The sequence below is a fragment of the Streptomyces sp. NPDC016677 genome, assembly GCF_055562815.1.
In genome coordinates this window covers 191,052-204,822 of the sequence record NZ_JBVHEO010000005.1, presented here as the reverse complement: position 1 = coordinate 204,822, position 13,771 = coordinate 191,052, and the positions used below count along the sequence as shown (strand labels likewise).

The window sequence follows — 13,771 nt, the reverse complement described above, 5'->3', positions numbered from 1 at the left end:
GTGGACACGATTGCCAGCCTCTTCGAATTCATCACGACGCCTGTCTCCTGGGTCATCGTCCAGTTCCACAGCTTGTACGGCGCCATCTTCGGCCCCGACACCGGATGGGCCTGGGGCCTCTCCATCGTGTCCCTGGTGGTGCTGATCCGGATCTGTCTGATCCCGCTCTTCGTGAAGCAGATCAAGTCGACCCGGGCGATGCAGGTCCTGCAGCCCGAGATGAAGAAGATCCAGGAGCGCTACAAGAACGACAAGCAGCGCCAGTCCGAAGAGATGATGAAGCTGTACAAGGACGCGGGCACCAACCCGCTCTCCTCGTGCCTTCCCATCCTGGCGCAGTCCCCGTTCTTCTTCGCCCTGTACCACGTGCTCAACGGCATCGCGACCGGTGACACCATCGGCGTGATCAACGAGCGGCTGCTGGAGAGCGCGCAGAAGGCCCACATCTTCGGTGCGCCGCTCGCGGCGAAGTTCACCGACGGCGCCTCGAAGGTGGACGCCCTCGGCTCCTCCATCACCGATGTGCGGGTCGTCACCGCCATCATGATCGTCCTGATGTCGGCGTCCCAGTTCTTCACCCAGCGCCAGCTGATGACGAAGAACGTCGACACCACGGTGAAGACGCCGTTCATGCAGCAGCAGAAGATGCTGATGTACGTCTTCCCGGTCATGTTCGCCGTCTTCGGCATCAACTTCCCGGTCGGTGTCCTCGTCTACTGGCTGACCACCAACGTGTGGACCATGGGCCAGCAGATGTACGTCATCCGCAACAACCCGACGCCCGGTTCCAAGGCGCAGTCCGCCTACCTGGACCGCCTGTACAAGCACGTCTCGCACACCGGCAAGGTCCGCCGCCGCAGCGAGCGCGCCATCGTCAAGGCCATCGTCGCCAAGGGCCGGGACCGCAACGAGTTCGAGCGGAAGTTCATCAACGGCCTGACCAAGGCCGGCCTCGCGGCCCAGGCCGACGGCACCGTGGTGAAGAGCGACACCGCGGCCGCCGCCGAGACCGAGGACGGCACGCCGACCACGGGCGCTCCCAAGCGCCAGCAGCCCAAGCGGCAGTCGAAGTCCCAGCGTCAGGCCGGCGCGACGAAGACCGCCGGTGACGCCGAGTCGTCGTCCTCGTCCTCGTCCTCCTCCGCGTCGGCCACGTCGAAGCCGACATCGCTGAGCAAGTCCGACCAGCCCCAGGACGCCAAGCCCGCCGCTGCCAAGAAGGCCGCGCAGAAGCCCGGCTCCGGTACCCGCAGCAAGGCCCAGTCCGGGCAGCGCAAGGGACCGCAGCGGCCCAAGTCCCCGTCGAAGAAGTAAGAAGGAGTCCATCCCGTGACGGAAGGCACCATCGCCGCCGCTGCCGAGGGCGCAGACACCCTGACCCGCCTGGAGCAGGAGGGTGAGATCGCGGCGGACTACCTGGAGGGTCTGCTCGACATCGCCGACCTCGACGGCGACATCGACATGGATGTCGAGGCCGACCGTGCCTCTGTCTCGATCATCAGTGACACGGGCGGCCGTGACCTGCAGAAGCTGGTCGGTCATGACGGTGAGGTCCTGGAAGCGCTCCAGGAGCTCACCCGCCTGGCGGTGCACCGGGAAACCGGTGATCGCAGCCGTCTGATGCTGGACATCGCCGGCTACCGGGCCCGCAAGCGTGCCGAGCTGTCCGAGCTGGGCGCCAAGGCCGCTGCCGAGGCCAAGAGCAGCGGTGAGCCGGTGCGTATGCAGCCGATGACCCCGTTCGAGCGCAAGGTCGTGCACGACGCGGTCAAGGCCGCGGGGCTGCGCAGCGAGTCCGAGGGCGAGGAGCCGCAGCGGTTCGTCGTCGTACTGCCCGCCTGATCGGTCCCCGCGTTCTCCCGGCCCCGTCTGTTGAGCAGACGGGGCCGAACTTTGTCAGCCTGGTAGTTCCGGCTGATAGTTCTGATGGTTCTGGTGTCGGCGCGCGAAGTGCCGACGCGGTACGGAAGGACGGTCCCCCGTGACGGAGGCAGCGGAGCTTCCCCCCGCGCCCGAGCAGGCACGTGAGGTGTTCGGCGAGCGCTACGCGGATGCGGTGCGCTACGCGGAGTTGCTCGCCGAGGCGGGTGTGCAGCGCGGCCTGATCGGTCCGCGCGAGGTGCCCCGGCTCTGGGAGCGGCACCTGCTGAACTGTGCGGTGCTCTCCGAGGTCGTGCCCGCCGGCGTGACGGTGTGCGATGTCGGCTCGGGTGCCGGCCTGCCCGGTATCCCGCTCGCACTGGTCCGGGACGACCTGAAGATCACCCTTCTCGAGCCGCTGCTGCGGCGCACCAACTTCCTGACCGAGGTCGTGGAACTGCTGGGCCTGGACCATGTGACCGTCGTGCGGGGCCGGGCCGAGGAGGTCATGGGGAAGCTGCCGCCCGTCCATGTGGTGACGGCCCGTGCCGTGGCGCCGCTGGACCGGCTGGCCACCTGGGGGGTTCCGCTGCTGCGGCCGTACGGGGAGATGCTGGCGCTCAAGGGCGACACGGCCGAGGAAGAGCTGAAGAGCGCGGCGACGGCGCTGAGCAAGCTCGGGGCCGTGGAGACGTCGATCCTGCATGTGGGGGAGGGCGTGGTGGAGCCCCGGTCCACGGTGGTGCGCGTGGAGGTCGGGGAGAGTCCGGGCGGTGTGCGGTTCGCGGCCAAACGGGCCAAGGCTGCCCGCACCGGACGGACCCGTCGGCGTCGTGGATAGCGCCGGGCCGGAGTGTCGCGGCAGTTCGGCTTCGGCCGCTGTGCATCGTGTTTCACGTGAAACGTCGCTCACTGCTGCACGGCATCATCAGTCGCGGCCGCGCTGCGGCCGAACCCCGCGACCGCAAGCCTCTCGGCTCACTCGATGAAGGAGCTTCCTCAGAGGGCAGAGACTCCTCTGGCAGAAGGCCCTCCGGCGGAGACTCGTCCGAGGGTACTCCGCCACTCGTGAGGGGCACGGAGTTGTCCACAGAGGTGGATTTCTCCACAGAACAACAGGCCTCACTGGTTCGCGACCCCGAAGGCATGGGAGGCTCTGTTCATTGCGAGCCTGAAGTCGAGGAGAGTGAATCCTTGCGGTCCGACGCCAATATCGCGGGCCCGATGACCGACCCGGTCCCCGGTCCCCGTGCCGAGTCCATGGGGGCGGATGTTTCACGTGAAACACCGCCACCGATGGACGACACTCCGATCGGTCGCGCGGCCCAACTAGCGGTAGAGGCTCTGGGGCGCGCCGGTGAGGGTCTGCCACGACCTGAGCAGACCCGCGTCATCGTGGTCGCCAACCAGAAGGGCGGGGTGGGCAAGACGACGACGACCGTCAATCTCGCCGCCTCGCTTGCCCTGCACGGTGCCCGGGTCCTGGTGATCGACCTCGATCCCCAGGGGAATGCCTCCACCGCCCTGGGCATCGACCACCACGCCGAAGTCCCGTCGATCTATGACGTGTTGATTGACAGCAAGCCGCTGTCCGAGGTCGTCCAGCCTGTCCCCGATGTCGAGGGTCTCTTCTGCGCGCCGGCCACGATCGACCTCGCTGGTGCGGAGATCGAGCTGGTGTCCCTGGTCGCCCGCGAGAGCCGACTTGAGCGAGCCATCCAGGCGTACGAGCAGCCTCTGGACTACATCCTGATCGACTGCCCGCCCTCTCTCGGCCTGCTGACGGTGAACGCGATGGTCGCGGGCCAGGAGGTGCTGATCCCGATCCAGTGCGAGTACTACGCGCTGGAGGGGCTGGGTCAGCTGTTGCGCAACGTCGACCTGGTGCGGGGGCACCTCAACCCCGCGCTCCATGTGTCGACCATTCTGCTCACGATGTACGACGGCCGGACGCGACTGGCGTCCCAGGTCGCGGACGAGGTGCGCAGCCACTTCGGTGACGAGGTGCTGCGGACGAGCATTCCTCGCTCGGTCCGTATCTCCGAGGCACCGAGCTATGGGCAGACGGTGCTGACCTACGATCCGGGATCGAGCGGTGCCCTGTCCTATCTTGAGGCGGCACGAGAGATCGCACTGAGGGGCGTGGGAGTCGGCTACGACCCGACCCAGGCCCACATCGGTGCCCAGAACGATCCGAGCACGGTGGAGGGGATCCAGTGAACGAGCGACGGAGGGGGTTGGGCCGAGGTCTGGCCGCGTTGATTCCGCCGGCCTCAACGGAGAAGCCGGTGGCATCGGCCGCTTTGGGGGGTGCTGCTCCGGCGGCTCCCACGGGTGTCCCCGGGCTGACGACCGACCGTGGTGTGGCGGCGGCTAGGGTGACCACACTGCCGCCTGTTTCACGTGAAACATCGCCTGAAACAGAGGAGCTGCCGGCCTCTGGTGCGGTGGAGGCACTGGTGTCCCCCATGGGGGCTCACTTCGCTGAGATTCCGCTGGACTTCATCAAGCCGAATCCGCGGCAGCCGCGCGAGATCTTCGACGAGGACGCGCTTGCCGAACTGGTCACCTCCATCAAGGAGGTCGGTCTCCTTCAGCCGGTCGTCGTGCGTCAGCTGGACGCCGAGCACTACGAGCTCATCATGGGCGAGCGGCGCTGGCGGGCCTGCCGGGAAGCTGGTCTGGAGGCCATTCCGGCGATCGTGCGGGCCACGGAGGACGACAAGCTCCTCCTGGACGCGCTGCTGGAGAACCTGCACCGCGCTCAGCTGAACCCGCTGGAAGAGGCAGCCGCCTACGACCAGTTGCTGAAGGACTTCAACTGCACGCACGACCAGCTGGCGGACCGGATCGGCCGGTCCCGTCCGCAGGTCTCCAACACGCTGCGGCTGCTGAAGCTCTCGTCGTCCGTGCAGAAGAGGGTCGCGGCCGGGGTCCTCTCCGCAGGACATGCCCGAGCGCTGCTCTCGGTGGAGGACTCGGAGGAGCAGGACCGGCTGGCGCACCGGATCGTGGCCGAAGGGCTCTCGGTGCGGGCGGTCGAGGAGATCGTGACCCTGATGGGGTCCCGGCCGCAGAAGGCTCCCCGGGCCAAGGGACCACGGGCGGGAGCCCGGGTCTCCCCGGCCCTGTCCGATCTCGCCACCCGACTCTCGGACCGCTTCGAAACCCGGGTGAAAGTGGACCTGGGCCGGGAGAAGGGCAAGATCACCGTCGAGTTCGCCTCGATGGACGATCTGGGCCGCATTCTCGACACGCTGGCCCCCGGTGAAGGCTCCGTGCTGCAGAAGAGCCTTGTGGAGGGCGAGACGGAAGAGGACGATTCCTGAGTCCCGACGGCGGAGTACCTGGTCAGGTGCTCCGTCTCGGCGCCAGAGCGGGCCGTGTCCGGTGTGTGCCGGAACGCGGTCCGCTCTTTGCTTTCCTCCGGTATCGGGGCAATCGCATCGTGGATACGATGCGATCAGGCAGGGCGGTTTCACCTGGCGGTTACCTCTGAGAGCGAGGCAGAGCCATGCGAACGACGAGCCGCACCGGGTTGGTGAGCGCAGGGCTGGGGCTGGGAGCGATCGGTGGGTTCATCGGCAGTCTGCTCAAGGAGCAGAGTGCTCTGACAGCCGCTCTGGAAGCGCAGGGCGAAGGAAGCGAGGAACAGCTTTCATGGGGCGCCGGCTCGTACCGCTCACGCTGGACAACCTTGAGGACCTCCCCCAGCGCTGTCGCTCGTGCGTCTTCTGGGAGCTCGACCCCGTCAGCGGGGAGGCCGCGGTAAAGGCGGGCACAGCCGCTCTGGAGAAGGAAGCCTGGATCTCCGCCGTCCTGCTGGACTGGGGGTCCTGCGGCCGGGTCGTCTATGTCGACGACGTACCGGTCGGCTTCGTCCTCTACGCCCCTCCCGCCTATGTCCCGCGCTCCGCGGCGTTCCCCACGAGCCCTGTCTCACCGGACGCGGTGCAGCTGATGACGGCGTTCATCGTGCCGGGGTACCAGGGGCAGGGGCTGGGCCGGGTGATGGTCCAGACGGTGGCCAAGGATCTCCTGCGACGGGGCTTCAAGGCGATCGAGGCCTTCGGGGACGCCCACTGGAAGCAGCCCTCGTGCGTGCTGCCGGCCGACCATCTGCTGGCCGTGGGGTTCAAGACCGTACGGCACCACCCCAGCCATCCCCGTCTCCGGCTGGAGCTGCGGTCCACGTTGTCCTGGAAGGAGGACGTGGAGATGGCGCTCGACCGGCTGCTCGGCGCGGTCCAGAAGGAACCCGCACTCAGGCCGTTGTGAGGGCCGCCGTGAAACACGGAGGGGCCCACCCTGCCGGGTGGGCCCCTCCGTGTTTCACGTGAAACGTCACTCCGCGATGAAGTCCTCAAGGTCGCGGACGATCGCGGCCCTCGGCTTGGCACCGACGATCGTCTTGGCGACCTCGCCGCCCTGGTACACGTTGAGGGTCGGGATGGACATGACGCCGTACTTGGCGGCCGTACCCGGGTTCTCGTCGATGTTCAGCTTGACGATCTCGATCTTGTCACCGTACTCGGCGGCAATGGCCTCGAGGGACGGCGCGATCTGGCGGCACGGGCCGCACCAGGCGGCCCAGAAGTCCACCAGAACGGGCTTGTCGCTCTTGAGAACGTCCTCTTCGAAGGAAGCGTCGGTCACATGCTTCAGGGTGCCGGCCACGGCGGGCTCCTTAACTGGTTGGTGCGTGGGGGATGAGGGTCAGACAGTGGTCTTCTCGGGCTCGGCCTTGTCCTCGTCGGACAGGGCGGCGAGGAAGCGCTCGGCGTCGAGGGCGGCGGAGCAGCCCGTGCCCGCCGCGGTGATCGCCTGGCGGTAGGTGTGGTCGACCACGTCACCGGCGGCGAAGACACCGGTCACATTGGTCCGGGTGGAGGGCGCGTCGACCTTCAGGTAGCCCTCCTCGTCCAGGTCGAGCTGGCCCTTGAAGAGCTCGGTGCGCGGGTCGTGGCCGATCGCGATGAACAGACCGGTCACGGCCAGGTCGGACAGCTCGCCGGTCTTGAGGTTGCGCAGCTTCAGCCCCGACAGCTTCGGATCGCCCTGGATCTCGGCGACCTCGCTGTCCCAGACGAACTTGATCTTCGGGTCGGCGAAGGCGCGCTCCTGCATGGCCTTGGAGGCACGCAGGGTGTCGCGACGGTGGACGATCGTCACGGACTTGGCGAAACGCGAGAGGAAGGTGGCCTCCTCCATCGCGGTGTCACCGCCGCCGATCACGGCGATGTCGTGGTCCTTGAAGAAGAACCCGTCGCAGGTGGCGCACCAGGAGACGCCACGGCCGGACAGGGCGTCCTCGTTGGGCAGACCGAGCTTGCGGTGCTGCGAGCCGGTGGTGACGATGACGGCCTTGGCCCGGTGGACCGTGCCCGCGGTGTCCGTGACGGTCTTGATCTCACCGGTCAGGTCGACGGACACGATGTCGTCGGGGACGAGTTCGGCGCCGAAGCGCTCCGCCTGGGCCCGCATGTTGTCCATGAGCTCGGGGCCCATGATGCCGTCCTGGAAGCCGGGGAAGTTCTCCACCTCGGTGGTGTTCATGAGCGCACCACCGGCGGTGACGGCGCCTTCGAACACCAGCGGCTTCAGCGACGCGCGCGCGGTGTAGAGCGCCGCCGTGTAGCCGGCGGGCCCGGAGCCGATGATGATCACGTTACGGACGTCGCTCACGGCTTGGTTTCCTCGTCTCTGGACTGCGTCTTCATGACCGGTGAAAGCATTTCTCAGAGCTCTCACCCCACCCAACGGATCCTACGGGGCGCGCATTCCCGCTGTGTCCGGGCACACTGCGGAGGCGCCACGCGGGGCGTGGGGCGACACACAGGGCGTGGGCGGGGCAGGGCGGCAGACGGCGCCGGGACGGACACGGGACGTCCGTCGTCAGGGTCGCGGGTAGGAGCTTTCGAGCAGTACCTCGCCCGCTCCGCGCGAGGGCTGGGTGACACAGGCCGTCTCCACGAGGTAGGCCGTGACCTGACCGGCGTCGGTGGCGTCCGGAAACACGACCAGCAGCACCTCATGGCCCTGGTAGACGCCCTCCTCCGTGGCCAGCGCCGCGTCCTCGCGGCCGATGCCCTGGCGGACGCACGTGGGGACGGTGGGCTGGGTGAAGACGCGGTTCTCGGCGCCGGTCTCGGACTCCGCGCGGAAGCTCTGCGCCGAGGAGGTCTCGCTGCCCTGTCCCGGCTGGTCGTCCGCGAGCAGATCGGCGACCTTCGGGCCCAGCTTCCCCTCGGAGAAGGTGTCCGCGAGGGAGGACTGCTGCCCGGGGTCCCCGGGCGCGTCGCCGCTGTCGACGGAGGACACGATCACGGAGCCGAGCCCCAGGGCGGCCACCGCGAACACGGCACCGAGGGCGGCGATCCTGCGACGGCCCTCCCGCGTGCGCTTCTTGCGCCCCGGGCCGGTGGTGGAGCCGGCGGCACGGCCTGCGGGGCGGTCCACGGAGACCGATGTTTCACGTGAAACACGCGGACGGTCCTCACTCCCCTTGGAGAGTGAACGGTCCTCGCTCCTCTTGGAAAGAGGAACAGCGGCGTGGTGTGCGTCCGGGGCCGTCGGCTCGGGCGCCGTGGCGGCCAGCAGCGCTTCGGCCGCGAGGGCGGCGTCGATACGCCCGGCGACATCGTCCGGCATCCGCGGCGGACCCGGCAGGGCGCCGAGCAGGCCCCGGATCTCCTCCAGCGACGCGTAGACGTCCGCGCACAGCTCGCACGCGTCCAGGTGACGCCGTATGTCCGCGGTCCGGGCCGGCGGGAGCAGTCCTTCGGCGAGGTCGGAGATCTCCGCGACGTCCGGGTGTCGGGCCATGTCTGTCGTCGACGACGTCACGCTCGTCCACCTCCGCCCTTCACTGCGGTTGAATCGCTCGGCCCCGCTGTGGGTGGGACGGGTGTCCCCCGGGTCCGGTTCCGTCCCGCGCCCGGTTCACTCTCGCCGACGCTGTCCGGGCGCAGATGAGTGAGCAACGGCAGGAGTCTGGCTCTGCCACGGGCGCACCGGCTCTTCACCGTGCCGGTCGGCACATCGAGAATGCGGGCGGCTTCGGCGACGGGGTAGCCCTGCATGTCGACCAGGACAAGGGCGGCCCGCTGATCCGGCGGCAGGGTGCCCAGGGCTTCCACGAGCTGTCGGTGCAGATCGTTGCGCTCGGCGGGGGCGGACGCCGACTCGTGCGGCTCCAGCAACTGCTCCAGGCGCTCGGTGTCGTCGACCGGGGCGGTCTTCCTGGAGGCCGCCTTGCGGGCACGGTCCAGACAGGCGTTCACCGTGATCCGGTGCAGCCAGGTCGTCACGGCCGACTGCCCGCGGAAGGAGTGGGCGGCACGGTACGCGGAGACGAGGGCGTCCTGCACGGCGTCAGCGGCTTCCTCACGGTCCCCCAACGTGCGCAGGGCGACCGCCCAGAGCCGGTCCCGGTGCCGGCGGACCAGCTCACCGAAGGCGTCGGGGTCGCCCTTCACATGGCGGGCGAGGAGGTCGTGGTCGCTGGTTTCGCCGTACCCGGTGCCATCCGTCATCGGACCCCCACCCCTTGCGTCCGGGCCGCTGTCAGCCCTTGAAGGTCACGTCGGTGACTGCCTGCTTGTAGCCGGCGCTGCTGTAGCCGTCGGCCGGCGCGTTCGGCACGGCCGTGATCCACAGCAGGACGTACTGCGTCTTGACGGCCTTCGACGCCTTGACTGTCAGCGAGGTGCCGGTGTCGGTGGCCTTGCCGATCTCCTTCATGCCGTCGATCCCGGTCGAGGGGGAGAGCGAGTCCGCCGCGTACAGATGCACCGTGGTGTGGTCGCCCGTGTAACGGAGCCCTATCGAGGCCGCCGAGACGTCCTTGGCGGAACCGAGGTCGTAGACGATGCCGACTCCCGGCTTGTACGGGGCCAGCTCGGGGCCCTCGTTGTAGCGCTTGGTCCGCCAGTACGTGTTGGTGTCCCCGTCGTAGGTGTTGCCCACGTCGCCCGGAGCCTGGGCGTCGCCGCTGGCGACGTATTCCTGTGCCGCCTCGATGGTGATCGGCTGGACCGGGTCGGCCGTCTTGCCGCCCTTGTCGTTGTCGTCCGTCGTCTGCGTCTGGTTCTGGTCGTCGGACGTGCCGCCCCGGTTCATCAGGGCGTCGGCCAGCTGCCAGCTGCCGAGGCCCAGGGCGGCGATGAGCAGGGCCGAGACGCCCCACTTCAGGGCCTTGCCGGTACGGCTCTGCAGCGGAGGTGGCGGGGTCGGCACCGGCTGTGTGACGCCGGGGTGCGGGGCTGGGCGGCCCCGGCCGTAGGAGCTCTGCTGATAGGCCGTGCGCTGGTATTCGGGCGGTGTCGTGAAGGCCGGCTCCGGCGGGCGGATGCGGGGCATCTCACCGATCGCCTTCACCAGTTCCTCCGGCGTGGTGCACGCGGACTCGTGGCGGGACGCGGTGGCGCCGTCGTTGGCGAGCGCCCGCATGGCCAGCTCCGACAGCCCTCGGTGGACACCGGCGCGCACCTGGTCGGGCGGGATCAGACCGAGGTCCTTGGGCAGCCCGGAGAGCCCGTAGGCGTCGTCCTCGTACGGCCAGCGCTGGGTGAGGGAGGCGTACAGCAGGGCGCCGATGGCCTCGGTGTCGGCGCGCTGCGGGGTGTCGGAGGTGATGCCGCGCAGCGCCGCGTTCACGGCCAGTCCCCGGATGCGCCACTGTCCGGTCGACGTGCGCAGTACGGCGTTGGGGTTGAGACGGAGGTGGGCCAGGCCCTCGCGGTGGGCGGCGGCCATCGCGGACGCGACCTGGGTGACCATCTGGTAGGCGTCGTACGGCTCCAGCGGGCCGGCGGCGAGGAGCGCGGTCAGTTCGGTGGCGTCGGGGAGCCACTCGTGGACGACGTAGACGAGGTCGTTGTCCTCGACGGCGTCCAGCACCTGCACGAAGCGGGGGTCGCCCAGCAGCGCGGAGGAACGGGCGGAGGCCAGCACGGACCTGGCCCGGCTGTGTTCCGCCGGCAGGAGGTGGACGCCGACGGCGCGGCGGAGTTTCTCGTCCACGGCACGCCAACTGCTGAAGCCGTCCAGACGGGTGACGCACTCCTCGAGGCGGTAGCGTCTGGCGAGTTTGTGACCGCTGTGCAGTTCGGGAGGCGATGTCTTCCCGGACTCGTTGGTGCCGCCGCTCGCCTGTGCCTCGTCGCTGTCCGTGTCCCGCTCCCGGTTGTTGGCCACCCCGTCGGCCGTGGACTGGTCCGCCTCCGCGGTCAGCGACTCGTCGTCGCTGTTGTCCGCCACGTCGACGGCAGCTGTGCTCCGTTCCGCCACCGTCGTCCCTGCCTCCCCATTCATTGCGCGCCGGACACCCGTTGCGCGCCGTCCGACGCCGAACCCAATTGTGCCCACAGACCGCCGCTATGCACGACACACGGCGGTGAACGATGGTTGTGCGCCTACCCCCTGTCTCAGCGTCCCAGGCGTCCGCGGACCATACCGACCAGCGAGTTGAGCTCTTCGATCCGCATCCGGCGGGCGGCGAGGTAGAAGACGCCGAGCAGCACCGCTCCGCCGGCCAGGAGGGCGGCGAAGGAACCCACGACGCCCTGGCCGAGCGTGTGGCCGATGCCGTAGCAGGCCGCGCCGCTGAGCAGGGCGGCCGGGACCGAGGCGATGGCCAGGCGGGCGTAGGTCCGCAGCACGCGCGAGCCGTCCAGGTCCCCGCCGAGCCGCTTGCGCAGCCGGCGCCAGGCGATGCCGACGCCGATGGCGTAGGCCAGCCCGTAGGCGGCGGCCATGCCGACCACGGCCCAGCGCGCCGGGATCACGAAGTAGCAGACGGCCGAGGCGCCGGCGTTGACCGCCGCCACGATGACCGTGTTGTAGAACGGCGTCCGGGTGTCCTCGTAGGCGTAGAAGGCGCGCAGGACCACGTACTGCACGGAGTACGGGATCAGGCCGAGGGCGAAGGCCATCAGCATGTAGCCCATGTTGGTGGCTTCGCTGGTGCCGGAGGAACCGAAGATCAGGGTGCACATCGGGATGCCGAGCGCGACGAACCCGAAGGCGATCGGCACGATCGCGACAGCCGTCGTGCGCAGCCCCTGGGAGATGTCGTCGCGGACGGCCCCGGCGTCGTCCTCGGCGGCGGAGCGTGAGAGGCGGGGCAGCAGAGCGGCCATCAGGGAGACGGTGATGATGGCCTGCGGCAGACCCCAGATCAGCTGGGCGTTGGCATAGGCGGCGAAGCCGGTGCCGTCCACGGGCGAGACCTTGCCCGCGGCGGTGGACAGCTGGGAGACGACGATCGCGCCGGCCTGGTTGGCGAGGACGAACAGGAAGGTCCACTTGGCGAGCGTGACTGCCTTGCCGAGGCCGTGGCCCTTCCAGTCGAAGCGCAGCCGCATCCGGAAGCCGGTCTCGCGCAGGTACGGGATCATCGCCAGCGCCTGCACGACCAGTCCGAGCAGGATGCCGACGCCGAGGAGCCGCTGCCCCTCCTCCGGGATGGTGGTGACCTTCATCCCGGAGTCGGCGGCGGTGCCGTACACCCAGATGAACATGCCGAGCGTCACGATGATGACGATGTTGTTCAGGACCGGGGTCCACATCATCGCGCCGAACTTGCCGCGGGCGTTGAGGATCTGCCCCATCACCACGTGGACGCCCATGAAGAAGATCGAGGGCAGGAAGTACTGGACGAAGGTGATGCCGACCTGGTTGGCCGCCGGGTCGCTGGCGACCGGGTCGGACAGCAGGCGGATGAGGATCGGCGCTCCGAAGACCGACAGGACGGTGAGCGCGCCGAGCGCCACCATGACCAGGGTCAGCAGACGGTTGGCGAAGGCCTCGCCGCCGTCCTCGTCCTCCTTCATCGCGCGGACGAGCTGCGGCACGAAGACGGAGTTGAGCCCGCCGCCGACGGTGAGGATGTAGATCATCGTCGGCAGCTGGTAGGCGACCTGGAAGGTGTCGCCGAGCAGGCCGACGCCGAGGGCGGAGACGATCAGCGCGGAGCGGATGAAGCCGGTGAGGCGGGAGACCATCGTGCCCGCCGCCATCACGGCGCTCGACTTCAGCAGGCCCGCCGCACGGCCGCCCTTCTTGCCCGGGACCGCGGCGGCCGGCGGCGGCACGGCGTCGGTGCCCTGCGCGGGTGTCTCGGCGGCCGGCGGGGGCGCGGTCAGGTACTGGCCGGGCGGGGGCGCCGCGTGCTGGGCCTGGCCGGGCTGGGGAGCCGGGTACTGGCTCTGGCCGGGCTGAGGGGCCGGGTACTGGCCCTGGGCCGGCGGCTCCGCGCCGTACGGGCCGGGGGCCGGGGCCGCTCCGTACTGGCCGTGCGGGGTGGCCGCGTACGGGCCGTACGGGCCGGGTGCGGCCTCCTGCTGGTACGGCGCGGGTGACGGGCCCGGCACCGAGGGGCCCTGCTGGTACGACGGGTGGCCGCCGCCCTGCTGCTGGTCGCGGAAGAGATGGGCGAAGGCGTCCGGCTCGTGGCGCTGCTCGCCGGCCTGGGTGACGAGGTCGTCCACGCCCACGAACTGGGTCGTCCGCGGATCGTCGCCGTACGGCAGGTACTGGGTGGGGCCCTCCGGCTCGGGCGCCGGGGTCCGGGCCCAGACCTGCGGGTCCGGGGCGTACGGCGACTGGGCCGGAGGCCCGTAGAGCGGCTGCTGCGGCGGATACGTCCCCGGGGGCGGCGGGGGGTGCGCGGCGCGGTCGTAGAGCGCCTCGTCGACCGGGTCCTGCGCGGAGAGGTCCTGCGCCCGGTAGGGGTCCTGCTCGTAGGCGTCCTGGAGGTACATGTCCGCCGGCGGCTGCGACGGCGCCCGGTCGTGCTCGGGTGGCGGGCCCTCGGGGTAGCCCGAGCTGCCCGCGGCCTGGCCACGGTCACCGTCGTACGGCGCGTTCATGGTTACCCCACCTCATCGTCCCGGGCCCACCGGCCACG

Annotated in this window: 12 protein-coding genes; 6 read left to right on the top strand and 6 right to left on the bottom strand. The window is 69.5% G+C overall.

The genetic code is table 11. The annotated features are described in order from the left end of the window. From yidC to ACZ3IG_RS17070, 6 genes are all read left to right on the top strand, one after another. Nucleotides 1-1,314, top strand: coding sequence for a membrane protein insertase YidC (yidC, locus tag ACZ3IG_RS17095; protein ID WP_467432753.1), 1,314 nt, complete (start codon nucleotides 1-3; stop codon nucleotides 1,312-1,314). Nucleotides 1,315-1,329: 15 nt separating this feature from the next. Continuing rightward, entirely contained in the window at nucleotides 1,330-1,842 is a 513-nt protein-coding gene (locus ACZ3IG_RS17090) for a Jag family protein (protein WP_215170433.1), read from the top strand. Between the two features lie 139 nt (nucleotides 1,843-1,981). Then, the gene (gene rsmG / locus ACZ3IG_RS17085) at nucleotides 1,982-2,701 is read left to right on the top strand and encodes a 16S rRNA (guanine(527)-N(7))-methyltransferase RsmG (RefSeq protein WP_467432752.1); all 720 of its coding nucleotides are present in this window, start codon (nucleotides 1,982-1,984) and stop codon (nucleotides 2,699-2,701) included. A 305-nt stretch (nucleotides 2,702-3,006) separates the two neighbouring features. Continuing rightward, the gene (locus tag ACZ3IG_RS17080; RefSeq protein WP_467433143.1) at nucleotides 3,007-4,080 is read left to right on the top strand and encodes a ParA family protein; all 1,074 of its coding nucleotides are present in this window, start codon (nucleotides 3,007-3,009) and stop codon (nucleotides 4,078-4,080) included. Further along, nucleotides 4,077-5,189: a ParB/RepB/Spo0J family partition protein gene (locus ACZ3IG_RS17075; protein WP_467432751.1), complete on the top strand. Its 1,113-nt coding sequence runs from the start codon at nucleotides 4,077-4,079 to the stop codon at nucleotides 5,187-5,189. The genes ACZ3IG_RS17080 and ACZ3IG_RS17075 overlap by 4 nt, the downstream gene beginning before the upstream one ends. Before the next feature lie 331 nt (nucleotides 5,190-5,520). After that, nucleotides 5,521-6,138, top strand: coding sequence for a GNAT family N-acetyltransferase (locus ACZ3IG_RS17070; protein WP_215170439.1), 618 nt, complete (start codon nucleotides 5,521-5,523; stop codon nucleotides 6,136-6,138). A 66-nt stretch (nucleotides 6,139-6,204) separates the two neighbouring features. Here the strand turns inward: ACZ3IG_RS17070 and trxA are convergent, their stop codons facing one another. From trxA to murJ, 6 genes are all read right to left on the bottom strand, one after another. Beyond that, nucleotides 6,205-6,537 carry a thioredoxin gene (gene trxA, locus ACZ3IG_RS17065; RefSeq protein WP_467432749.1) on the bottom strand — a complete coding sequence of 111 codons (333 nt, stop codon included), beginning with the start codon at nucleotides 6,535-6,537 and terminating at the stop codon, nucleotides 6,205-6,207. A 39-nt stretch (nucleotides 6,538-6,576) separates the two neighbouring features. After that, nucleotides 6,577-7,545: a thioredoxin-disulfide reductase gene (gene trxB, locus ACZ3IG_RS17060; protein ID WP_403538850.1), complete on the bottom strand. Its 969-nt coding sequence runs from the start codon at nucleotides 7,543-7,545 to the stop codon at nucleotides 6,577-6,579. Between the two features lie 210 nt (nucleotides 7,546-7,755). Next, nucleotides 7,756-8,685, bottom strand: a complete 930-nt coding sequence (locus ACZ3IG_RS17055; protein ID WP_467432746.1) for an anti-sigma factor family protein — start codon at nucleotides 8,683-8,685, stop codon at nucleotides 7,756-7,758. 17 nt (nucleotides 8,686-8,702) lie between these two features. Continuing rightward, a complete protein-coding gene (gene sigM / locus ACZ3IG_RS17050; RefSeq protein WP_467432745.1) occupies nucleotides 8,703-9,395 on the bottom strand; it encodes an RNA polymerase sigma factor SigM in 693 nt (230 codons plus the stop codon). 31 nt (nucleotides 9,396-9,426) lie between these two features. Then, complete coding sequence (locus ACZ3IG_RS17045; protein ID WP_467432743.1) at nucleotides 9,427-11,151, bottom strand: protein kinase family protein; 1,725 nt, start codon at nucleotides 11,149-11,151, stop codon at nucleotides 9,427-9,429. A gap of 137 nt (nucleotides 11,152-11,288) precedes the next feature. After that, nucleotides 11,289-13,733, bottom strand: a complete 2,445-nt coding sequence (murJ, locus tag ACZ3IG_RS17040) for a murein biosynthesis integral membrane protein MurJ (RefSeq protein WP_467432741.1) — start codon at nucleotides 13,731-13,733, stop codon at nucleotides 11,289-11,291. Between the last annotated feature and the right edge of the window lie 38 nt (nucleotides 13,734-13,771).

Coding starts and splice junctions, on each gene's coding strand:
- ACZ3IG_RS17080 (WP_467433143.1), top strand. CDS start 3,007: ATGGGAGGCTCTGTTCATTGCGAGCCTGAAGTCGAGGAGAGTGAATCC.
- murJ (WP_467432741.1), bottom strand. CDS start 13,733: ATGAACGCGCCGTACGACGGTGACCGTGGCCAGGCCGCGGGCAGCTCG.
- ACZ3IG_RS17055 (WP_467432746.1), bottom strand. CDS start 8,685: ATGGCCCGACACCCGGACGTCGCGGAGATCTCCGACCTCGCCGAAGGA.
- ACZ3IG_RS17070 (WP_215170439.1), top strand. CDS start 5,521: ATGGGGCGCCGGCTCGTACCGCTCACGCTGGACAACCTTGAGGACCTC.
- sigM (WP_467432745.1), bottom strand. CDS start 9,395: ATGACGGATGGCACCGGGTACGGCGAAACCAGCGACCACGACCTCCTC.